This window comes from Streptomyces sp. NPDC046931 (genome assembly GCF_040644655.1).
Classification (GTDB): Bacteria; Actinomycetota; Actinomycetes; order Streptomycetales; family Streptomycetaceae; genus Streptomyces.
Window position 1 is genome coordinate 1 of sequence record NZ_JBEYWX010000037.1, and the last position, 21,635, is coordinate 21,635.

The 21,635-nt window shown below is 71.9% G+C and carries 18 protein-coding genes and 2 pseudogenes; 9 read left to right on the forward strand and 11 right to left on the reverse strand.

Annotated features, from left to right (window positions below; genetic code table 11):
• A partial coding sequence (locus ABZ876_RS36355; RefSeq protein WP_361789945.1) for an FGGY-family carbohydrate kinase occupies positions 1-1,568 on the reverse strand: 1,568 nt, incomplete at its 3' end.
• 171 nt (positions 1,569-1,739) lie between these two features.
• On the opposite strand from ABZ876_RS36355, the gene ABZ876_RS36360 reads away from it, so the two are divergent.
• Positions 1,740-2,411 carry an AIM24 family protein gene (locus tag ABZ876_RS36360; protein WP_361789841.1) on the forward strand — a complete coding sequence of 224 codons (672 nt, stop codon included), beginning with the start codon at positions 1,740-1,742 and terminating at the stop codon, positions 2,409-2,411.
• A gap of 48 nt (positions 2,412-2,459) precedes the next feature.
• Here ABZ876_RS36360 and ABZ876_RS36365 read toward each other — a convergent pair whose 3' ends face one another.
• From ABZ876_RS36365 to ABZ876_RS36375, 3 genes are all read right to left on the reverse strand, one after another.
• Positions 2,460-4,232 (reverse strand): M4 family metallopeptidase, encoded by a 1,773-nt coding sequence (locus ABZ876_RS36365; RefSeq protein WP_361789843.1) that lies wholly within the window; start codon positions 4,230-4,232, stop codon positions 2,460-2,462.
• A 335-nt stretch (positions 4,233-4,567) separates the two neighbouring features.
• On the reverse strand, positions 4,568-5,596 hold the full coding sequence (locus tag ABZ876_RS36370; protein WP_361789845.1) for a polyprenyl synthetase family protein: 1,029 nt from the start codon (positions 5,594-5,596) through the stop codon (positions 4,568-4,570).
• On the reverse strand, positions 5,593-6,639 hold the full coding sequence (locus ABZ876_RS36375; protein ID WP_361789847.1) for a tetratricopeptide repeat protein: 1,047 nt from the start codon (positions 6,637-6,639) through the stop codon (positions 5,593-5,595). Before ABZ876_RS36375 ends, ABZ876_RS36370 begins: the two co-directional genes overlap by 4 nt.
• 386 nt (positions 6,640-7,025) lie before the next feature.
• Here ABZ876_RS36375 and ABZ876_RS36380 point away from each other — a divergent pair, with 386 nt between their 5' ends.
• The 3 genes from ABZ876_RS36380 to ABZ876_RS36390 all read left to right on the forward strand — a co-directional run bounded on the left by ABZ876_RS36380 (position 7,026) and on the right by ABZ876_RS36390 (position 9,211).
• Positions 7,026-7,652: an alpha-ketoglutarate-dependent dioxygenase AlkB gene (locus ABZ876_RS36380; protein WP_361789849.1), complete on the forward strand. Its 627-nt coding sequence runs from the start codon at positions 7,026-7,028 to the stop codon at positions 7,650-7,652.
• A gap of 307 nt (positions 7,653-7,959) precedes the next feature.
• Entirely contained in the window at positions 7,960-8,352 is a 393-nt protein-coding gene (locus tag ABZ876_RS36385; protein ID WP_361789851.1) for a tyrosinase cofactor, read from the forward strand.
• 34 nt (positions 8,353-8,386) lie between these two features.
• Complete coding sequence (locus ABZ876_RS36390; RefSeq protein WP_361789853.1) at positions 8,387-9,211, forward strand: tyrosinase family protein; 825 nt, start codon at positions 8,387-8,389, stop codon at positions 9,209-9,211.
• Between the two features lie 33 nt (positions 9,212-9,244).
• Here ABZ876_RS36390 and ABZ876_RS36395 read toward each other — a convergent pair whose 3' ends face one another.
• The gene (locus tag ABZ876_RS36395; RefSeq protein WP_361789855.1) at positions 9,245-9,934 is read right to left on the reverse strand and encodes a ribonuclease H; all 690 of its coding nucleotides are present in this window, start codon (positions 9,932-9,934) and stop codon (positions 9,245-9,247) included.
• Positions 9,935-10,016: 82 nt separating this feature from the next.
• Positions 10,017-10,227: pseudogene (locus ABZ876_RS36400) on the reverse strand (VOC family protein); the annotation flags it as partial.
• Between the two features lie 135 nt (positions 10,228-10,362).
• On the opposite strand from ABZ876_RS36400, the gene ABZ876_RS36405 reads away from it, so the two are divergent.
• Together ABZ876_RS36405 and ABZ876_RS36410 are read left to right on the forward strand one after the other, a co-directional pair.
• Positions 10,363-11,367, forward strand: coding sequence for a zinc-binding alcohol dehydrogenase family protein (locus ABZ876_RS36405; protein WP_361789857.1), 1,005 nt, complete (start codon positions 10,363-10,365; stop codon positions 11,365-11,367).
• Between the two features lie 771 nt (positions 11,368-12,138).
• A pseudogene (locus tag ABZ876_RS36410) lies at positions 12,139-12,522 on the forward strand (PP2C family protein-serine/threonine phosphatase); the annotation flags it as partial.
• A gap of 174 nt (positions 12,523-12,696) precedes the next feature.
• On the opposite strand, the gene ABZ876_RS36415 reads toward ABZ876_RS36410, so the two are convergent.
• Positions 12,697-13,572 carry a Cof-type HAD-IIB family hydrolase gene (locus tag ABZ876_RS36415; protein WP_361789859.1) on the reverse strand — a complete coding sequence of 292 codons (876 nt, stop codon included), beginning with the start codon at positions 13,570-13,572 and terminating at the stop codon, positions 12,697-12,699.
• Between the two features lie 255 nt (positions 13,573-13,827).
• On the opposite strand from ABZ876_RS36415, the gene ABZ876_RS36420 reads away from it, so the two are divergent.
• Entirely contained in the window at positions 13,828-14,250 is a 423-nt protein-coding gene (locus tag ABZ876_RS36420; RefSeq protein ID WP_361789861.1) for an STAS domain-containing protein, read from the forward strand.
• A gap of 247 nt (positions 14,251-14,497) precedes the next feature.
• On the opposite strand, the gene ABZ876_RS36425 is transcribed toward ABZ876_RS36420, so the two are convergent.
• The 3 genes from ABZ876_RS36425 to dnaK form a co-directional block, all read right to left on the reverse strand.
• Positions 14,498-14,929 carry a protease inhibitor gene (locus ABZ876_RS36425; protein ID WP_361789863.1) on the reverse strand — a complete coding sequence of 144 codons (432 nt, stop codon included), beginning with the start codon at positions 14,927-14,929 and terminating at the stop codon, positions 14,498-14,500.
• Between the two features lie 324 nt (positions 14,930-15,253).
• Positions 15,254-15,805: a nucleotide exchange factor GrpE gene (gene grpE, locus ABZ876_RS36430; protein WP_361789865.1), complete on the reverse strand. Its 552-nt coding sequence runs from the start codon at positions 15,803-15,805 to the stop codon at positions 15,254-15,256.
• 2 nt (positions 15,806-15,807) lie between these two features.
• The gene (gene dnaK / locus ABZ876_RS36435; protein ID WP_361789867.1) at positions 15,808-17,670 is read right to left on the reverse strand and encodes a molecular chaperone DnaK; all 1,863 of its coding nucleotides are present in this window, start codon (positions 17,668-17,670) and stop codon (positions 15,808-15,810) included.
• A gap of 402 nt (positions 17,671-18,072) precedes the next feature.
• Between dnaK and ABZ876_RS36440 the strand changes: the two genes are divergently transcribed.
• Positions 18,073-19,662, forward strand: a complete 1,590-nt coding sequence (locus ABZ876_RS36440; protein WP_361789869.1) for a cytosine permease — start codon at positions 18,073-18,075, stop codon at positions 19,660-19,662.
• The gene (locus tag ABZ876_RS36445; RefSeq protein WP_361789871.1) at positions 19,662-20,336 is read left to right on the forward strand and encodes a cyclase family protein; all 675 of its coding nucleotides are present in this window, start codon (positions 19,662-19,664) and stop codon (positions 20,334-20,336) included. Before ABZ876_RS36440 ends, ABZ876_RS36445 begins: the two co-directional genes overlap by 1 nt.
• Positions 20,337-20,367: 31 nt before the next feature.
• On the opposite strand, the gene ABZ876_RS36450 is transcribed toward ABZ876_RS36445, so the two are convergent.
• Entirely contained in the window at positions 20,368-21,567 is a 1,200-nt protein-coding gene (locus ABZ876_RS36450; RefSeq protein ID WP_361789873.1) for a helix-turn-helix domain-containing protein, read from the reverse strand.
• Positions 21,568-21,635 lie beyond the last annotated feature (68 nt).

The following is a 21,635-nucleotide window of genomic DNA, read 5'->3' on the forward strand; positions in this document are numbered from 1 at the left end:
GTCGCCGATCGTGCTGTTGTCCAGCGCCCGGGCGGCGGGGCGGTGCGCCGCGGCCGCCCGGCCGGCCCCCGCCGCCCCCCCCCCCCCCGGGGAGCATCGGCGGTGGCGCGCTGATGGCGGGCGAGGGCGTGGCCGATGTCGCGGGTCGCCGGGTACAGCCGCAGATAGAGGTCGTAGAGACCGTCGTAGCGGGAGCGCCGGCCGGCCTGGGGCAGCACCCGCTCGCGCATCGGGTTCCAGCGGTCGATGTCGGCGTCGCCGACCGCGCTCGCGGCCAGGAACGCCGCCCCGTAGCTCGCACCGAGCGTCACCGTTCTGATCTCCTGTTCCAGTCCCGTGACGTCGGAGACGATGCGGGTCCACAGACCGCCCCGGGTTCCGCCCCCCACCGCGACGACCCTGCGGATGTCGGCGCCGGCCGCCCGCATCGCCTCGACGTTGTGCCGCACCCCGAAGGCGGTGGCCTCCAGCGCGGCCCGGTACAGGTCACCGCGGGTGTGCTCCACGGTCAGTCCGGCGATCACGCCCCGGGCGTCCGGGTCGGCGACCGGGGTCCGCTCCCCCGCGAAGTAGGGCAGCATCAACAGGCCCTTCGCGCCGACTCCGGAAGCCTCGGCCTCGGCGAGGAGCGCGCCCGGATCGGAGACACCGAGCAGTTCCCGCAGCCAGTCGGTGATCACACCGGAGGTGGCCATACCGCCGGCAAGGCTGCGCGTTCCGGGCAGCGCGCCGACGGTGCCCCACAGCTGCGGCACCAGAAGCCGCTCCGCCACGGTGTTGATGAGGAACATGGTGCTGCCATACATGAGCATCAGGTCGCCGGTGTGCTGGGCACCGACGCTCAGCGCCTCCGACCAGGCGTCGATGGTGCCGGTGACGACCGGGATACCGGCCGGAAGACCGGTGACCGCAGCCGCGTCGCCCGTGACCCGTCCCGCGATCTCACCGGGCCAGCGCAGGGGCGGCAGCTCGAGGTCCGGTGCGATACGGCGTGCCCAGGGGCGGTACCACTCCTGGGCGGTCGAGTCGTAGAGCGGCACGGACTGGCTCGCCGAGTGGTGGTCGAGGACATAGGCGCCGGTGAGCCGGTTCACCAGGAAGGAGCTGGGCATGTACAGGCGCCGGGCGCGGGCGGTGATACCGGGGCGGTGCTCGGCGAGCCAGGCGATCTTGGGGCCCACGGCCTGGGTGGACAGCAGGGATCCGCAGCGACGCAGGACGGCGTCGGGGCCGAGTTCGGCGTCGAGCCGGGCGATCTGGGCGGTGGCGCGGGTGTCGACGCCGTACAGGATGGCCGGATGCAGCGGTGTGTCGTGCTCGTCGGCCAGGGCCACGCACGGCCCCATGCCGCTGACGCCGACCGCCTCGACGGCGGTGCCGGGCGGCACCAGCTCGCGGGCGAGGGAGGCGAACTCGTCCCACCAGACGGCCGCGTCCATCTCGACATGGCCCGGCCTCGGCCGGCTGACCGTATGCGGCCGTGCCGCCGTGGCGAGAACCGCCCCGTCCGCGTCGACCAGCACGCCTTTGCTGCTGGACGTACCGATGTCGACTCCGAGCACCGTCATGAGCTGTCCGTCCTCCGCCTTGTTTTCTCCCGGGACATCGTTCCCCTCCTGCGGGTCGGTCACGGGCCGAACGAGGGAAGTCGGTGCGGCCCCGGCCCGAATCCTGGTTGTTGCCGTTTCAGAACATCCCCGACCTTGGCGGAATGTGATCTTCCGGGACACCATGCGCCCATGAAGGGTGATCTCTTTTCCAGCGACCACATGGTCCAGCCGGCCGCCGGGCCGGGCATGTCCGTCCAGAACGCCAAGTCCATCCGGTACGTGGTGAACGGCGAGATGCTCGCACGGCAGGGGGCGATGGTCGCCTACCGCGGAAATCTCCAGTTCGAGCGCAAGGGCCAGGGCGTGGGCGGGATGCTCAAGCGGGCGGTCACCGGTGAGGGACTGCCGCTGATGGCCGTGCGCGGTCAGGGCGAGGCGTGGTTCGCTCACGAGGCGCAGAACTGCTTCATCGTGGATGTCGAGCAGGGCGACGAGTTCACCGTCAACGGGCGCAATGTGCTGTGTTTCGACGCGACGCTGGCGTACCGGATCCAGACCGTAAAGGGTGCGGGCATCGCGGGCGGCGGTCTGTTCAACAGCGTGTTCACCGGGCACGGCAGGCTGGGGCTGATCTGCGAGGGCAATCCGCTCGTCATCCCCGTCTCGCCCCAGCAGCCGGTGTACGTGGACACCGACGCGGTGGTGGGCTGGACGGCGCGCCTGCACACCTCGCTGCACCGGTCGCAGTCCATCGGGTCGATGCTGCGCGGTGGGTCGGGGGAATCCGTCCAGCTGAAGCTGGAGGGCGAGGGCTGTGTGGTGGTGCGGCCCAGCGAGCTGACCCCGCAGAAGGAGCACTGACCGCGGGGGCCCCGCCGTGCGGCGGGGCCCCCGCGTGCCCGGGCGGGTTCAGTGCGCGGACGAAGGGGTGGGGGCGGCCGTCACGTTGACGGCGGCCCATGCCTTGTCGACCGTCTTGTACTCGGTGCTGCTCGCGCCGTACATGTCGGCGGCGGCCTGCAGCGTCGCGATGCGCGCGTCGTGGAAGTCCGTCGTGGAGACCATGTACCGGGTGAGTGCCCGATAGAAGACCGCCAGCGCCTTGGCCCGTCCGATGCCGGTCACCCGCGAGCCGTCGTAGGTGGGCGAGTCGTACGTCATGCCACCGATGGTCTTCCTGCCGCTGCCCTCGGCCAGCAGGTAGAAGGCGTGCGAGGAGACGCCGGAAGCGGCGTGCACCTCGGTGTCGTTCGTCTGCGGCGACCAGTAGTCGATCGTGCGCTCGAGCCGGTCGAGGGACGGGTGGTCGAGACGGCGCAGGAACTTCTGGCGCAGTCCGAGCTTCTCGCCGATCAGGTAGTTCGGCCGGTTCTTCGGGTTGTTGGCGGCGAACTCGACGCCCGATCCGAAGACATCCGCGAGGGACTCGTTGAGCGCGCCCGGCTCGCCGTACTGGCCGTACCGGTCCTCGCGGGTGGCCTCCAGGCCGGCGGTGGCCTCGACGACGCCGTGGGTCAGCTCATGGCCGGTGACGTCGAGGACGACGAGCGGCTTCTTGAACATCCTGCCGTCGCCGTCGCCGTAGAGCATGCAGCCGCAGACCGAGTCCCAGAAGGCGTTGCCGACCTTCTTGCCGAAGTGGACCATCGCGTGGGCGCCCGTGCCGTTGTTCCGGATGCCCTTGCGGCCGAAGGTCTTCTTGTAGAAGTCCAGCGTCCGGGTGATGCCGTACTGGGCGTCGACCGCGACGGTGGCGCGGTTCGAGGTGGCGCCGTTGCCCCACTTGTCGGTGGTGCTGGTGAACTTGGTGCCGCGCGAGAACGACTCCGGCTCCCGGCCCTTGGCGTCCCGGGTCTCGGTGCCCCAGCGGGTGGGGTCCTTGAGGAGGTAGCTGGTGCGGGCGGTCCGGGTGGTGGTCAGCGGCACCTTGCCGACGAACAGGGAGGCGCCGGTGCCGGTCGCGGTCGACGGGTAGCGGGCGGCCGCGGACGCGCCGGCGGCGGTGAGGCCGGACGGGGCCTTGGGGCCGTCGGTGTCCGGGGCCGCCGACTCTCCCTGCTTGCGCAGGGTGTGAGCCAGCGAGGGCGAGATGAACTCGTCGTTGTCGGGCGTGTTGCTGCGGACCCGGCCGGTCAGCGCGTCCACGACGACGGTTCGGGAACCGCCCGCCTCGGCGGTGCTGCTGTCCGTGACGCGCACCTGGTAGGCCAGGACGGCGTGGCCGTCACGGGCGTCCACCACGAGTTCGGCGGCGCCCGCGTCGCCCTGCGCGGTGTCGGCGGCCTTCCGCTCGGCCTGCTGGGCCGTCAGATTCGCCTCGGTGGTGGGGGGCTGGACGGCATGGTCCGCGGCGCGGGTCACGCCGAGATAGCCGCCCCGCCGGTCCAGGTGGACGATCAGGTCGCCGCCGAGGACGGGCATCCCCCGGTGGCTGCGGATGAAACGGACGTGCTGCCTGCCGTCCGGGTCGGTCATGGCGTCCTTCGCCCGCAGGGTGTCCCCCCGCGTGACACCGGTGGCGGAGGCGTGGGCGAACGCGGCGGCCCGGGCCGCGTCGACCGGCGAGGGGGCCGCGACCGCCGCGTGGGCGGGTGCGTCGGCGAGCGCCGGAACGGCCGGGAGCGTGGCCGTCGTCGTCACGGCGACGGCCACGGCCAGCCTGCGTATGTGGGGTCTGCGCACAGATTTCCTTCGTTACAGGGGGCGGCCGGGCACACCAACCGCCCCGGTGCACGGCGCCGTTCGGGGCCGTGGGGGCTGGTCGGGCCCCGGAGTGTCACCCTCATGCATTCGGCATGTACATGTAAAGAAGGAAAGATCCCTTGTACGGCTTTCCGGCTGATCTCTTTACACAAGTGCGGAGCTGGGTGAGGTGACGAGCCGGTGATCAACGGTGCGTCGAGTGGAGAGAGGGGCGCGGGCAGGGGTCGGTTGCCCGCACCGCCGCGTCCCGGGTGAGATGTGACCGATGTCGCAGCCTCCGGCCCCCGCACCGCGGCGACCGGAGGCGAGGGGGCTCAGAGCGCGCGCCGGGTCAGGGCCGGGAGCAGACTGCGCACGTCCGCGGCCGCGCGCGGGGAGCACGGGACCGAGCCCAGAAGGGTGTCCGCGGCGGCCAGGTGACGACGGGCCTCGCGCAGGGCGGCCGCACGGCCGCCCGCCTGTGCCACGAGGTCGGCGGCACGCCCCGCCGCCTCACCGGTGGACAGCAGGGCGGCGAGCTCGGGGCCGCACGGGCTGCCGAGCGCGGCGAGGACCGGAAAGGTCTTCTTCCCTTCCCGCAGATCGCCGTGGACGGGTTTGCCCGTGATCTCGGGATCGCCCCAGATGCCCAGCAGGTCGTCGGCGATCTGGAACGCCACGCCGAGGTGGCGGCCGACCCCGTCGAGTGCGGCCGCGGTACCGTCGCTCGCTCCGCCGAGCTGGGCACCGAGCGCGAGCGCACAGCCGAGCAGCGCTCCCGTCTTGCGCTCGGCCATCGTCTCGTACTCCCGGGTGGTCACGGCCTCGGGGCCGGTCCAGGGGCGGTGGCTGAAGAGCAGGTCGTCGGCCTGGCCGTGGACGAGATCACCCAGGGCACCGGTGAGCCGGCGCACGGCCGCCGGGTCCGTGCTCAGCGTCTCCACGCCGAGGGCGAAGAGCGCGTCGCCCGCGAGCACGGCCGGGCCGGTGCCGTACGCCTTCCACAGCGCGGGGCGGCCTCGGCGCAGGGCGTCGCCGTCCATGATGTCGTCGTGCACCAGGGAGAAGGTGTGCACGAGTTCGACGGCCACGGCGGCCGGGACACCGGTGCCGGCGGGCGCGCCGGCCAGTTCGGCGCCGAGCAGGGCGAGCGCCTGACGCACGCCCTTGCCCCCGCCGCGGCCGGCGTCCGTCCCGCGGCGGCCGAGCGCGTGCTCGGCCATCTCGGCGACCCAGGGGTGCAGGGTGGCGACGGCATCCGCGAGGGCGGGGGCGACCAGGTCGCGGGCCCGGTCGAGGATCCGTGCGGCGATGAGGTCCTCCCGCGGGGAGCCGAGGGTGCCGGCAGGGGCCGGGGCGGTCATCGTCCGGTTCCTTCCGGGGAGACGAGGCCGAGTTCCTCGTAGGCCCGCAGAACCATCCGACGGCCGTGCCGCAGCCCGATCGCGGCCAGGTTCCCGGCGAGCGCGTCGAGGTCGGCGCTGGTTTCGGCGCGGTCCCGGCCCAGGCGGGCCAGCGACTTGACCAGGCCCAGACGGGCGAGGGCGGTCCCGCGTGGCTCCTCCATGCCCTCGAACTCGGCGAGCGCCTGGCCGTAGACGTCGCGCGCCTCCTCGTAACGCCCGGCGCGGTACAGGACGTTGCCGCGCATTTTGTGGTTGTAGGCGAGCGCGCCCGCGAGGTTCATCTCCCGGCAGGTGGCCTCCGCCTCGGAGAGCAGTTCCAGGGCCCGCTCGCTGTCGCCGTCCCGGACGGACAGGATGTCGGCGAGACCGCGCAGCGCCCAGGCGTGACCACGGCGGTCGTCGGCGCGGGCGGCGATGTCGGCCGCCTCCTCGAACATGGCGTACGCGGTGTCGTACGAGCCGGTGTTGCGGTGTATCTGGGCGATGCCCTCCAGCGCCCACACGGTGTGGCGCGCCTCGCCGCGGCGGCGGGCCTCGGCCAGGAGCTGCTCGTGCAGGGCGGTCACGGCGTCGTAGTCGCCCTGGATGCGACCGGTCTCGGCCATTCCCGCGAGCGAATATCCGCGGACGACCACATCCCCGGCCCGCTCGCCGAGGTCGGCGGCGAGCCGCAGCAGCCGCCAGGCCAGGGGCAGGGCACCGCGCTGCCGGGCCAGGGTGCCGCCGCTCCACAGAGCCCAGGCCATCGCCCCGGTGTCGCCGGCCTCCCGGGCGGTGCGGTAGCTCGCCTTCCAGGCCCGGTCGGCGTCGGCGACCTGGCCGAGCCGCCGGTGCGCCTCGGCGACCGCCAGACCGGAGCGGGCGGCCTCCTGCCGGGACCCGGCACGCTCGGCGGCCCGCAACTGCTCGGTGCCCGCGGCCAGGACGTCCGTGAGCGACGAGTTCACGGACAGAGAGGTCAAAGAGCCCTGGTACTCCGGGGCGAAGGCCTTGCCGTACATGAGTGCCTTTCGGTCTGACGCCGGCCGGGAACTTGGCACCGGGCCGACGGGTGCTGGCTGTCAGGCGGGGGTGGACGCGGCGTGAACCCCGCTCCTGCGCTCCATGCGCACGCACCGGCAGACCCGACATGGCCGCAAGGCGCATATACACGACGCGTATACGTGAGATGTATACCTGTCATGTATACATGGAGCGTATAGGGATCCGGACACACACCCGGGAACCCTCCGGTGATCGACCGCACCACCGCCCGTTGTCGATCAGGACGTCACCCGGACGCGCAAGGTTGCTTCGCAGCAAAGCAGTTGAGGCACACCACACCGGCTCGGGGTGCATCGCGGTCGCGACCAGAACACATTTTCGAATAAGGAGGTACGCTGCCCGTATGGCCACGCACCTCCAGGGCTCGCTGTTCGACCAGAGCGACGACCTCCGGCTCGCCCCGCTCGACGGACTGCGGCGGACCCAGCTCGGCTCCGGGGCATGGATCGACCTGCTCCAGGGATGGCTGAGCGGCGCCGACGCGCTCTTCGAGCACCTGGCCGCCGAGGCACCCTGGCGCGCCGAGCGACGGCAGATGTACGACCACACCGTGGACGTGCCGCGGCTCCTCGCCTACTACCAACCCGGCGAACCCCTGCCGCACCCCGTCCTCGAGGAGGCGCGCGACGCCCTGTCCACGCACTACGCGGACGAGCTGGGGGAACCCTTCGTCACGGCCGGGCTCTGCTACTACCGCGACGGCCGCGACAGCGTGGCCTGGCACGGGGACCGGATCGGCCGCGGCGCGCGCGAGAACACCATGGTCGCCATCCTGTCCGTGGGCGCGCCCCGCGACCTGGCACTCAGGCCGCGCGGCGGCGGCCGGACCCTGAGGCGTCCACTCGGGCACGGCGATCTGATCGTCATGGGCGGCAGTTGCCAGCGGACCTGGGAGCACGCGGTACCGAAGAGCAGCCGGGCGACCGGACCCCGCATCAGCATCCAGTTCCGGCCGCGTGGAGTGAACTGACTTCGGCGCGGCCGGCAGTCCGCCGGGACCGACCGGCAGTTCGCGTCAGATCGCGGACGTGAGCCGCGCCACGAACGGGGTACCCGTCGCGAAAGATCCTCTGCCGCCGACGTCCAACGGGGCGGAATTTCCCCGTCCGGCATCCCGAGGGCACCCTTCACAGCAAGATCATCTTAGTTCAACTTTGCAGGACATGTAGGCAATTGTCCTGATCGTAGCCAACCCGTTGTCCAAGATTTCCGGGGCTCGGCGGCCGCCGGATAGGCAGGACGGGACGTCAACCCGCTGCGATTCAGGAGAACCTCGCATGCCCGAACTCACCCGCCGCCGTGCCCTCGTGGCCGGGGCCGCCGTCGCGGCCGCCGGCGGTCTCGCCACCCAGGCCGCCTCTGCCGCCACCACCCCGCCGTCCGCCGCACCGGCGTCCGCCGGGATGGCGCCAGGGCACGATCACGGCGGGCCCGCGCCCTTCGACGAGGTCTACCGGGGCCGCCGAATAGAGGGACGCCCCACCGCGGGTGGTCACCACGGCTCCGGGTACGGCGTGTTCATCGACGGGGTCGAACTGCATGTGATGCAGAACGCGGACGGCAGCTGGATCAGTGTGGTCAGCCACTACGACCCCGTGCCGACTCCTCGCGCGGCGGCCCGCGCCGCCGTCGTGGAGCTCCAGGGCGCCCCGCTCGTCCCGTTCAAGTGACCTTCCCGCACAGGATTTCCGGAGCCTTCCTCACATGAACGTACGCAAGAACCAGGCGAGCCTCACCGCCGACGAGAAGCGGCGGCTGGTCGCCGCGTTCGTCGAGCTCAAGCGCAACGGCCGCTATGACGCCTTCGTCCAGACCCACAACGCCTTCATCATGGGTGACACCGACACCGGTGAACGAACGGGCCATCGCTCACCGTCGTTCCTGCCGTGGCACCGCAGATTCCTCGTGGAGTTCGAGCGGGCCCTGCAGTCCGTCGACTCCTCGGTCACGCTGCCTTACTGGGACTGGACCACCGACCGCTCCCCGCGCTCCTCGCTGTGGGCGCCGGACTTCCTCGGAGGCACGGGGCGCAGCCTGGACGGACGGGTGATGGACGGACCGTTCGCCGCGTCCGCCGGCAAGTGGCCGATCAGCGTGCGCGTGGACAGCCGCAGCTATCTCCGGCGCTCTCTCGGAGAGGGCGGACACGCGTTGCCGACGCGGGCCGAGGTCGAGTCGGTGCTCGCCCTGCCGACGTACGACATGGCGCCCTGGAACAGCGCCTCGGACGGGTTCCGCAACCACCTCGAGGGATGGCGGGGCGTCAATCTCCACAACCGCGTGCACGTATGGGTGGGCGGTCAGATGGCCACCGGGGTTTCCCCCAACGACCCTGTTTTCTGGCTGCACCACGCCTACGTCGACAAACTGTGGGCCGAGTGGCAGCGCCGGCATCCCAAGTCCGGCTATCTGCCGGTGGGCGGCACACCGGACGTGGTCGATCTCGACGAGCCGATGAAGCCGTGGAACGACGTGCGACCCGCCGATCTGCTGGACCACAGGGCGTACTACACGTTCGACACCGACTGAGGCCCCGGCGGCCGGGCCGAGCGCACGGGCACCCTAGCCGTCGCCGGCCGTGCGGCACTCCGGGTGACCCCAGCCCTGGGCGTTCTTGGCGATGGGCTCGCCGGCCGCGTACGGCCGGCCACAGACGCAGCGGCCGGCAAACCTGGCCTTGAGGGTGCCTCCGGAACCCCGCTTCCTCGCGGGCGCGCCACGGCGGGCCGCCGCGCCGGCCCCGGGGGCGGAAGAGGGCGGCGGCTCCGGAGAGCCCTGCTCACTGCCGGCCGGCTGCTGGAGGGTGGCCGCCTGGCTGGCGGCGCGGTCCGCGAAATCGTTGAGGCGGTCCCCGCCCACCTGGTGCGCGGGGACGTAGCGGAACTCGACCTCACGGCCGTCGAGCAGCGCGTCGATGCGCACGACCAGGTCCTGGTTGGCGACGGGCTTGCCGGCAGCGGTCTTCCAGCCGTTGCGCTTCCAGGCGGGCAGCCAGGTCGTGACCGCCTTCATGGCGTACTGGGAGTCCATCCGGATCTCCAGTGGGACGTCCCGGCCGACGGCCGTCAACAGCCGTTCCAAAGCGGTCAGTTCGGCGACGTTGTTGGTCGCCCTGCCCAGCGGGCCGGCTTCCCAGCGGCCGGGGATCTCGTCGTCGGAGGCGACGACCCAGGCCCATCCGGCAGGTCCGGGGTTTCCCTTGGAAGCCCCGTCGCAGGCGGCCACAACTCGTTCAGGCATGTGTCCGATCATGCCACGGCCCGGTGCCCCCATCGGATCCCGGGCCGACCCGAGGCTCCTGCCTCACGTACACCGTCCTACACGCCGCCCGCCCCATCAGCACCTCGCCGCCCTCGTCCCTGACCTTCCGTGCCGTCGCTGCGGCGTCCGCCGTCGCGAAGTACAGGCACCAGGCGGACTGGCCTTCCTGCCCGGGCATGGGCGGTACGACCGCGGCGACCGCCTTGCCGCCGGCGTACGCCTGCGTGTAGTGGCATGAACAGCGCGTCGGCCCAGCAGGGCGTTCCCTCCGGCTGTACCGCCATGGCATGGACCCTTTCCCGGTTCGACGGCTCGGTTGCCGCTCCTCACGGTATCCACGCCCGGGTCGCGGCCGCGCGCCGGACCGCGCACCTGCCCGACACTGGAAGGAGGCAGTCGTCGGCGGAGGGGGTCGGACGATGCACGCATGGGTGGTGGACCGGCCGGGTCCCGTCGAGCGTGAGCCGCTGCGGTTCGTGGAGCGGCCGGTGCCGGTGCCGGGGTCGGGCGAGTTGCTGGTGCACGTGCGGGCGTGTGGCGTGTGCCGTACGGATCTGCATGTGGCCGAGGGAGACCTGCCGGTGCACCGGGTGGGGGTGACGCCCGGGCACGAGGTGGCGGGCGTGGTGGCCGGGGTGGGAGCGGCGGCGGGCGCCTGGGCCGTCGGCGACCGGGTCGGGGTCGCGTGGCTGCGCCGTACGGACGGCACCTGCCGGTACTGCGTGCGGGGATCCGAGAACCTGTGTCCCGACTCGGAGTACACCGGCTGGGACGCCGACGGCGGATACGCCGAGTACACGACCGTGCCCGCCGCCTTCGCCTACCGGCTGCCGGCGGACGTGGACGACGTGGCGCTCGCGCCGCTGCTGTGCGCGGGCATCATCGGCTACCGCGCGCTGCTGCGGACGTCGCTGCCGCCGGGCGGCCGCCTCGGACTGTACGGCTTCGGTGGCAGCGCCCATCTGTGTGCTCAGGTCGCGCTGGCGCAGGGGGCCACCGTGCACGTGCTGACCCGGGACGAGGCATCGCGGCGGCTGGCGCTCGCCCTCGGGTGCGCGTCGGCGGGAGGTGCCTACGACCTGCCGCCGGAGCCGCTGGACGGGGCGATCCTGTTCGCGCCCGCCGGTGAACTCGTCCCGGTCGCGTTGCGGGCACTGGACCGGGGCGGTGTGCTGGCGGTCGCGGGCATCCATCTGAGCGACGTACCGGTGCTGCGCTACGAGACCGAGCTGTTCTACGAGAAGGAGGTGCGCAGCGTCACCTCGAACACCCGGGAGAACGGCCGGGAGTTCCTGGACCTCGCCGCCCGGTACGGGGTGCGCGCGACGACGCACCCGTACCCGCTGTCGGGCGCCCTGCGGGCCCTCGGTGATCTGAAGGCGGGACGCTTCGACGGGGCGGCCGTACTGGTCAACGATCTGTGAGGCGGGTCGCGGGTGGCGCGGACGCGGGCCCGGCCGCCCGGTGCGTGGACGGACGTGTTGTCGCGGAGGTGGCGCTGCGGGCGTCGAGGACGCGCCCTGCCGCACCGCGAGCAGCACCCCGTACAGCCGGCCGTGCCCCGGCAACGGCACGGACATCACCTGCCGCGGGACCCGTCCCGCCAGGCCGAACGAGGCGGTGATCCCTCGTCCAGGGCCCGCACGGACAGCGGGCGGGCGCTGCTGGTGCTCCACGGTTCGAGCAGGTCGGTGCGGCCCGCGTGGCGGCCCGCTCGAGGACGGGCAGCGGCCCGGAGGCGGGCGACGCGGACGGAACGTCCTCGGTCAGCAGGTCCACGGCGGCGGCGTCGCAGACCCGGCCGCACACAGGGGCGGCCGGCTCCTGGCACGTGGTCCGCTCGTCGGGCGTCGTGCCCATCGACTCGAGGGCGTCGTCCATGCCGTGCGGCGGGCCCGCCGTTCTCTGTCACGGACATCGCCCTCACGCACTATGCGGCCCGGCTCGCGGCCGTGCACCTCGGTCACGCGCGGCATCACGCGGCGGTGCGCGGCACGGTGTTCCACCTCCAGCGGGCGCTGCCGGCCGAGCCGGGGCGGCCGCATCCCAACCCGGACCTGGCCACGCGGTATCTGCCCGCGGACGGGGGGGACCTGGTGGGCGGGGACCGGTTCGAGACGGTACGGCTGCACTTCGGGCGGACCCCGCCGGTGATGGGTGACGTGATGGGGCACGGACTGGACGCCGCGGTCGACATGAACGCCTACCGCTCGATGCTCCGTTACACGGCCTCCACGGACCTGCCACCGCACCGGGTGCTGCGCCGGCTGGACGCCGTGGTCACCGAGGAGGGCACCCGCCGGCCGGCCCCCTGCCTGCTCGTCCAGGTGGATCCGGCACGCGGCACGGTGTCACTGACCAGCGCCGTGCATCTTCCGCCTGCGCTGTTCTCCGGCGCCGGCACGGCGGAGTTGCTGCACGTGCCGACCGGGCCGCCGCTGGGGACGGGGATCGGCGGCTACGAGCCGACCACGCGCCCGCTCGCGCCGCAGGACACGCTGCTGCTGTTCACGGACGGGCTCGTGGAGCGCCGCGAGGAGGACATCGATGTGTCGCTGGCCCGGCTGGCCGCGATGCGGGTGCGGCCCGGGGCCGGAGTGGAGGAACTGCTCTCGGACGTACTGGACCGTCTGGACGCCCGGCACGCGGAGGCGACGTGGCCGTCCTCGCGGCCCGGATCCGGCGCTGCCCCGAGGTGGGAGGGCTGCCGCCGCAATAGCCCCGTCGGTGCTCGCAGGTGGGCCCGCCGGTGCTCAGGAGGCAGGCAGGTGCAGCAGGCGGGCGATCGTGCGCAGAACGCCGTTCTCCGTGTTGGAGGGCGCCATGTGGCGGGCCCGCCGGATCACGTCCGGGTGGGCGTTGGCCATCGCGAAGGACCACTCGGCCGCGTCGAGCATTTCGAGGTCGTTGAGGTAGTCGCCGAACACCACCGTCTGCGCGGATGTGATGCCCAGCTCGCGCTGGAGCCGCCGCAGGGCGGCGCCCTTGTTCGCGGTGGCGTTCATGATGTCGACCCAGTGCTCCCCCGACACGACCACCTGGTGCGTGGCGGTGAACTGCTTCAGGGCGGGGGCGGTGGTCCGCTCCACGGGCCCGAAGTCGAAGAGCGCCACCTTGAGGAACTCGTCGTCGACGGAGGTGAGGTCGTCCACCGTCTCCAGCAGGGTGTAGTACCGCCGGGCCTCGGACAGGAAGGCGGCGTCGGTCCGCTCCACGTAGGCCGACCGCTTCCCGCACAGCACCGCCCCGACGTCCACCCCGTCGGCCGCGAGGCGCCGCGTGGTGGCGACGACGCGGCCGGCCACCGCCGCGTCCAGTGGGTCGGAGCCGAGTTCGGCACCGTCGCGCACGACGTAGGTGCCGTTCTCCGCGACGAAGACCATCCCGTGGTCCACCCCGGCGAACTGCCGTGCCAGCGTTGCGTACTGACGGCCACTGGCCGGGCTGAAGAGTACGCCGCGCCGGCGCAGTTCGCCGAGGAGCGGCCACAGGCCCTCGGGTATCCGCCCGTCGCCGTCGAGAAGCGTGCCGTCCATGTCGGTGACGACGAGCCGGATGTCGACGGGGTCGCTCGGGAGCTCGGGGGTGGTCCCGGCGGTGTTGAGAAGACACGAGGGCGTGGTGGACATGTCCTGCTTTCGGCGCGGGCGCGGGGCGGGCGGAGCGACGGGGAGGGTGAGGCCGCCGTCGGCGGTCACATCGTAAGGGCTCGTGTCCGACCCACCGCGTAGGGTCCGCACTGTAAAGGTGTCAAGACATCAGGACCTCAGTTCACCTGGTCGAGTGAACTAGATCTTGCCAAGGCGGCTTCAGGGATGTTTTCGCATCGGACGGGGTAATTACGCAGATCAAACGCGTACTACCCGGCTGAGGAGGAGCCGACCATGTCCTCCGAACCGGCGGCGACGAACCCCTTCGCCCGCAGCTACACCCACGGCCCGTACACGGTGGTCGAGGTGTCGGGCGAGATCGACCTGGCGACGGCGGGCTCCCTGGCCGAGCACCTGGAGGCGGCCACCGGTCGGCCCGCGCCCGACGTGCTCGTCGATCTGCGGCCGGTCGTCTTCTTCGACTGCTCCGGCCTGCGCGCGCTGTGCCGGGCGGAGACCAGGGCCCGGGAGCGCGGCGGGCGGCTGCGCCTGGTCTCGGACCGGCCCCGCCTTCACCGTCTATTGCGCGCCGCGGGCCTGCTCAGACGCTTCCCCGTGCTCCCCACGATCCCGGGCCCCCACCCGGAGCCGGCCGAGCCGCCGGGGAGGGCGGACGGGACGCGGGAGGCCGGAGAGCAGCCAGGCGGTATGGGCTGAGGCCCCTGGGCACGGGTCGCTCGCGCGATCGCGGCCCCCGTGCGGGCCACGTCCCTCGTATACGGCTGCGTCTGGCGCGCAATGGGCCATCGGTCCCTCCGGAACGCATGATTGCGGGGGCCGGCCGGACGGCCCCACTCCGTCCGACCGGCCCCCGCGCGAGATCTCACGGTCGCCGCGATTGGGCTCGCACTCCCCAGTTACGAGCCCGCGGTCCACGCTCGCCGTGACCGCGCGATCCCGGTCCTCAGAACGCGAAGAGGGCGGTCCCGTAGGAGCTCTTCACGCACTCGTTGGCGAAGGTACGTTCGTAGTCGACGCGCTTGCCCTGCCACACGCCCTGCACCGTGACCACGACGGGGTCGTACAACTTGGTACACAGGACACCATCCCGGGCCCGCAGAGCGTCGAGGTCGCCGTTGACGGCGCGCAGGTCGGCGCAGGCGTCGGACGCCGCGGGATGGGTGCCGGAGGCACCCGGGGCGCAGGTCAGCGTGACCGCGCGTTGGGGTGTGGCGGTGGCGGTGCTCTGGCCGTGACCCGTGGTCAGGACGAGAGCCGAGGGGGCGTACAGAGAGGCGGGGGCGTTCGGGGCGGCGAGCGCGGACCCGGCTATGGGGCCGCAGACGGCGGTGGCCGTGAGGGTGAGGGTCGCTGCCCAGCGCGCGGTGTTCGGCATTGTGTGCATCCTTCCGCTCGTATCGAAGTGACGTTTCAGCGCCGCAGTACGTGAGCCGGAGCCGTTCCGTCCGGGTGCCTGTTCGGCGTGCCGGAGTCTGCCGAGTTCGCGCCGGAATCTCACATCGACCCCCCGAGTTTCGGTAACTTTGAGTGTTGAATCAGTGGCGTGAAGTCACGGAATTCGCACACGCACTCCCAGTAAGCGCCCGGTTCCGGCTCATCCGGAGCCGTCGTCTGGCCGGTTTCGCATGGCTCGGCAATCGGCCTGAAACATTCCGTTTACAGGCCCCGGTAAGCGCTGTCTTCCGCTTCGCCCGTCCGGCTACGAACCCCGCCGCAGGGCGGCAGGTCCCGGCGGCCCCGGCCCCAGCAGCCCGTCACCGCCGTGCCCCGCTTCGGTCCGTCCGCCGACCACGACGCCGCCCGCCGGGGGCGGGCCGGTGACCGTGACGCGCGCGGGGCGCAGCAGCCGGTCACCCACCCGGTAACCGGGGCTGAGGATCTCGGTACAGATCAGGCTCTCCGCATCCGCGGCGACGACATGCGTCACCGCCTCGTGGCACAGGGGGTCGAAGGGCTCGCCCACCTCCCCGAACACCTTCAGCCCCAGGGAGCCCAGCTGGGTCTCCAGTACGTCGTCGACGGCCCGGAGACCGGGACTCATGGCCCCCTGCCGACGGGCCCCCTCCAGGGCGTCGAGCACCGGCAGCAGTGCCCGCAGCACGTTCTCCGTCGCGATCTCACGCATCGCCATGCGGTCGCGCCGCACCTGCTTGCGGTAGTTGTCGTACTCGGCCTTCACCCGCTGCAGGTCGGCGGTGCGCTCGTCCAGCAGACGTCGCAGCTCCGTGCTCTGCGGCCGGATCCGGTCCATCGTCAGCCCGCTCGTGAGGTGTCGTCGTCGTCCACGATCTCGGCGTCCACGACGTCGTCGCCGCTCTTGGCGCCACCCTCGGCCGCGCCCTGCTCCGACGCGGTTCCGCCCTCGGTCCGCGCCCGCTCGTAGAGGGCGCTGCCGATCTTCTGCGCCGCTGCGGCCGCCTTGTCCAGGGCCCGGCGGATCTCCGCGGAGTCCTCCCCCTTCAGCGTCTCCTTGAGTTCGGCCAGGGCATCCTCCGTCTCGCTCCGTGCGTCCCCCGGGATCCTGTCCTCGTTGTCCTTGATGAGCTTCTCGGTCTGGTAGACGAGCTGTTCGGCCTGGTTGCGGGTCTCGGCCGCCTCACGCCGCCTGCGGTCCTCCTCGGCGTGCTGCTCGGCCTCGCGGACCATGCGGTCGATGTCGTTCTTCGGCAGCGCGGAGCCGCCGGTGACCGTCATCTTCTGCTCCTTGCCGGTGCCGAGGTCCTTCGCCGTGACATGCATGATGCCGTTGGCGTCGATGTCGAAGGCGACCTCGATCTGCGGCACCCCGCGCGGAGCCGGCGGCAGACCGGTCAGCTCGAACATGCCGAGCTTCTTGTTGTACGCCGCGATCTCGCGCTCGCCCTGGTAGACCTGGATCTGCACCGATGGCTGATTGTCCTCTGCCGTGGTGAAGATCTCCGAACGCTTCGTCGGGATCGTGGTGTTGCGCTCGATCAGTTTGGTCATGATGCCGCCCTTGGTCTCGATACCGAGCGACAGCGGCGTGACATCGAGCAGCAGGACGTCCTTGACCTCGCCCTTGAGGACACCGGCCTGCAACGAGGCGCCGACCGCCACCACCTCGTCGGGGTTGACGCCCTTGTGCGGGTCCTTGCCGGTCAGCTCCCTGACCAGTTCCGTCACCGCGGGCATCCGGGTCGAGCCGCCGACGAGGATCACATGCTCGATGTCGGACACCTTGATCCCCGCGTCCGTGACCGCCTGGTGGAACGGCCCCTTGCAGCGGTCCAGCAGGTCGGACGTCAGCTGCTGGAACTGGGCGCGCGTCAGTTTCTCGTCCAGGTGCAGCGGCCCCTCCGACGAGGCCGTCACATACGGCAGGTTGATGGTGGTCTCGGACGAACTCGACAGCTCGATCTTGGCCTTCTCAGCGGCCTCGCGCAGCCGTTGCACGGCCATCTTGTCCTGGGACAGGTCGATGCCGTACCCGTTCTTGAACTGCTTGACCAGGTGGTCGACGATCCGCTGGTCCCAGTCGTCACCGCCGAGGTGGGTGTCGCCGTTGGTGGCCTTGACCTCGATGACGCCCTCACCTATCTCCAGGAGCGACACGTCGAACGTGCCGCCGCCGAGGTCGAAGACGAGGACCGTCTGGTCGTTCTCCTTGTCGAGTCCGTACGCCAGCGCGGCCGCCGTGGGCTCGTTGATGATGCGCAGCACGTTCAGGCCGGCGATCTCCCCGGCCTCCTTGGTGGCCTGCCGCTGGGAGTCGTCGAAGTAGGCGGGCACGGTGACCACGGCGTCGGTGACGTCCTCGCCCAGATACGCCTCGGCGTCCCGCTTCAGCTTCTGCAGCACGCGCGCGGAGATCTCCTGCGCGGTGTACTTCTTGCCGTCGATGGTGCCGCTCTCCGGGAAGCGCCACGTCTGGTCGCCCATGTGGCGTTTGACGGAGCGGGCGGTGCGCTCGACGTTGGTCACCGCCTGCCGCTTGGCGACCTCGCCGACCAGCACCTCACCGTTCTTGGCGAACGCCACGACCGACGGCGTGGTCCGGGCGCCCTCCGTGTTGGTGATGACGGTGGGCTCGCCGCCCTCCAGGACCGAGACCACCGAGTTCGTGGTGCCGAGGTCGATACCGACCGGACGTGCCATGAGGCTCTCCCTCCTTGTCGTCCCCCCTCCACGCTGCGGTTTTGCCCTGACTTCCCTATCAGCCTGAATAAAACTTGAGTCTCCTCTTGTCAAGGCGATGCCCTGGCGGGCCGAGGGCTCTTTCATCGTCCGCTTCGATCGGGCGTACGGCGATCCGAGACACCTTGCCCAGCCGAGAGGAAGGGGGCGTCCGGCCGTGGAGGAGGTGTGGAGGAATCGTCCAAGCGGCGCACGAAAGGTGGATGAAGCGTCCTCTGGCGTGGACCTTGCGGACCGTCTTAGCGTCGGCAGACCCCTTGCGGACGACCTCGCCCCGCCCCGCGTACCCCTGCGGCGGCCCGGTGCCGTCCGGTTCACCGCGCCACGAAAGCGCTTCGCCTCCCGTCCCAGCCGGAGCTCCCGTTGTCCGAGAACCCCGAGTCCTCCCCCGCCGCCGCTCCACCGGCACTCACCGAGGTCGAGCCCTACGGCGTCGAGCGCATCCCCGACGCGGACCGCACCGCGACACCGCTCGATCTGTTCCGGGTCGCCTTCGGCGGCGCCAACACCTTCTCCACCTGCGTCCTGGGCGCCTTCCCGATCCTCTTCGGCCTCTCCTTCTGGCAGGGGCTGGCCGCAACGGTCCTCGGGGTGGTCGCGGGCGCGCTGATCCTGTGCCCGATGGCGGTGTTCGGCCCGGTCAACGGCACGAACAACGCGGTCTCCTCCTCCGCCCACCTCGGTGTGCACGGCCGTGTGGTCGGCTCGTTCCTCTCCCTGCTCACCGCCATCGCGTTCTTCTCGATCTCGGTGTGGAGCTCGGGTGACGCCCTGGTCGGCGGTGCACACCGGCTCTTCGGGCTCGAGCGCGGCACCCTGTCGTACGTCGTCGCCTACGCGCTCTTCGCGGGCCTGGTGCTCGCCGTGTGCGTGTACGGCTTCCGGTTCATGCTGTTCGTCAACAAGATCGCGGTGACCTCGGCGACCGTGCTGTTCCTGCTCGGGGCGATCGCCTTCGCCGGGCACTTCGACCCGTCGTACGCCGGTGTCTTCACGGCCTCGGCCGCCCCCGCGACCAAGGCGCTGTTCTGGCCGTCGTTCATCGGCGCGGCGCTGATCGTGCTGTCGAACCCGGTGTCGTTCGGTGCGTTCCTCGGCGACTGGTCGCGTTACATCCCGGCCGGCACGCCGCGCCGCAAGGTGGTCGGTGCCGCGTTCCTTTCCCAGATCGCCACGCTGCTGCCGTTCGTGTTCGGTCTGGCGACCGCGAGCATCATCGCCAAGGAGGCGCCCAAGTACATCGACCCGGCGGCCCCGGACTTCGTCGGCGGTCTGCTCGCCATCTCACCGACCTGGTTCTTCCTGCCGGTGTGTCTGCTCGCGCTGATCGGCGGTATGTCCACGGGCACGACCTCCCTGTACGGGACCGGCCTGGACTTCTCGTCGGTGTTCCCCCGGCTGTCGCGGGTGCAGGCGACGCTGGTGGTCGGCGCCCTGTCGATCGCCTTCATCTTCATCGGCCGATTCGGGCTGAACCTGGTGCAGTCGATCTCCACTTTTGCGACGATGATCATCACCTGTACCACTCCGTGGATGGTCGTGATGATGCTCGGTTTCTACACCCGGCGCGGCTGGTACGACCCGGACGCGCTCCAGGTCTTCAACCGCCGTCAGCGCGGCGGCCGTTACTGGTTCGCACATGGCTGGAACTGGCGGGGCATGACCGCCTGGTGGGTCTCGGCGGTGATCGGCGTGCTGTTCACCAACATTCCCGGCCAGTTCGTCGGCCCGCTGGGCGACCTGGCGAACGGTGTCGACATCAGCCTGCCGCTGTCGCTGGCCGTCGCCGCGGTCCTCTTCCTGGCGCTGCTGCGGCTCTTCCCCGAGTCCCGGGCGGCGTACGGGCCCGAGGGCGCCCGGCTGGCCCGCACCGTCGAGGCGCCGGTGCCGCCGATCTCCGGGCCGGGGGCGCCGCAGGAGACGGCTCCGGCACTCGCGGTGGAGGGCCGCTGATGGAGCCCTGGCTCGATCTTTCCGTGCCCGTGGTCAGCGGGATGCCCGTGTATCCCGGTGACCCGCAGGTCGAGGTGGAGCGGGCACTGCGGGTGGCCACGGACGGGGTCAACGTCCTGGCACTGCACCTGGGCTCACAGTCCGGGACACACGTCGACGCGCCCTACCACGTGGACTCGGCGTGGCCCGCGCTGGACGCGCTGCCGCTGGAGCGCTTCGCCGGCCCGGCCGTGGTGGCGGACCTGCGGGGCCTGCCGGCCCGTACCCCGATCACCCCCGAGCTGCTCGGGCCCGCGCTGAGCCTGCTGCGGCTTCAGCCGGGCGCGATCCTGCTGGTGGCCACGGGCTGGTCGGCCTACTGGGGCACCGACGCCTACCTCGACCACCCCTGGCTGACTCCGGAGGCGATGCGGGCGCTGGTCGACACGAGCGTCCGCACGGTCGGCGTGGATGCGCTGAGCGTGGATCCGACCGGCGAGCCCGACCTGCCCGCCCATCGTGTGCTGTGCGGCGCGGGCGGTGTCATCGCCGAGAACCTCACCGGCCTGGACCGGGTCCTCGCCGCCCAGCGGGAGGGCCGCCCGGTGGAGGTGTTCCTTTTCCCGCTGCACCTGCCGGGCGCGGACGGCGCCCCGGTCCGGGCCATGGCCCGCGTGGGTGGCCGGGCGGGGTAGCCGGAACCGCACGCCGTACCGGCTGTCCGCCTCAGGCCCCGATCGTGCGGGCGACGTCGAGGGTCAGGCGTTGCCAGGGGTCGCGGGCGTCGCGGGAGGTCAGGGCGTGGATCCGGCGCAGCCGGTAGCGCAGCGACTGCGGGTGCAGATGGAGCGCGCGGGCGGCGGCGGTGGCCGACCCCGCGTCGATGTACGCGGTCAGGGCCTGGAGCAGATGGCGCTGGTCCGGCTCGGTCAGCGGGCCGAGAACGAGATGGGCGATGTGTTCGGCCGTGGCGGCCGGGTGCCCCGCGAGCAGGGCGAGGACGTGGGCGTCGGCGTCCGTGAGGAGCCGGCCGGGACGGTGGGCGTGGGCGGGCGCCGTGTCCAGGGCGTCGGCGGCGAGCCGGTGCGCCACGGCGACCCGGTCCAGGCCCTCCCCGGTGATCGCGCAGGCCCGCCAGGCCCGCTCGTCGAGGGCCGCCGGCGCCCGGTGGACCGCCGCCGCGGGCAGCAGCAGGACGGCCCGGGAGCCACGGACCGTCGACAGTGCCGACACCGGCGTACCGCCGTCGCCGAGCGCAGCGAGCAGTTTTGCGGCCTCCTCGTACGAGATGTCGGGGCCGCCCTCGGTCGTCGGCTCGGCCACCAGCAGGCAGTAGGGGTCGGGGAGGTGGACGCCCAGCCGGGCGGAGCGGTCCGTCAGGGCTCCAGCCGAGGCGTGCCGGCCCGCGATCAGGTCGTCGAGCAGCAGCCGCTTGGCCCGGTCACGGTCCCCGGCGAGGTCCTCGGTGGTGGCCGCGTAGGCCGTGGCCATCTCCTCCGACAGCGTGTCCAGTGCCGTCAGCAGCATCCGGGCGAGCGCGAAGCCGTCCGCCGCCGTGAGGTCCCCGCCCCGGGCGGCCACCTCGTCGGTGATCACGGTCGCCGCCACCCGGTAGGCGCGCAGCACGGCCTGCACGGGCCGGCCGTCGGCCGCGCGGGCCGCCGCGATGCCACGGAACCGGCGCAGATCGGCGGGGGCCAGCGTGCCGTCGGTGGCCCACAGGTGCAGCATGCGGTCCACCCCCCAGGCGGCGATCGCCCGCACCTCCGGCAGCCTGCTGTCGTCGAGCGCGGCGTACGCCGGCACCCGGGTGTGGACGGCCGCGACGACGTCCTCCACGACGCGCGGGTCGGCGAGGATCTCGTCCCGGACCCGGCCACGGGACGCCGGGGACCGCGACGGGGGCTGCGACCAGGCGTTTATCACAGGGTGATGATGACAGCCGCACGTTGTGCGCACCACAGTGGACGGGACTTGTCACGTTCGCCAGCATC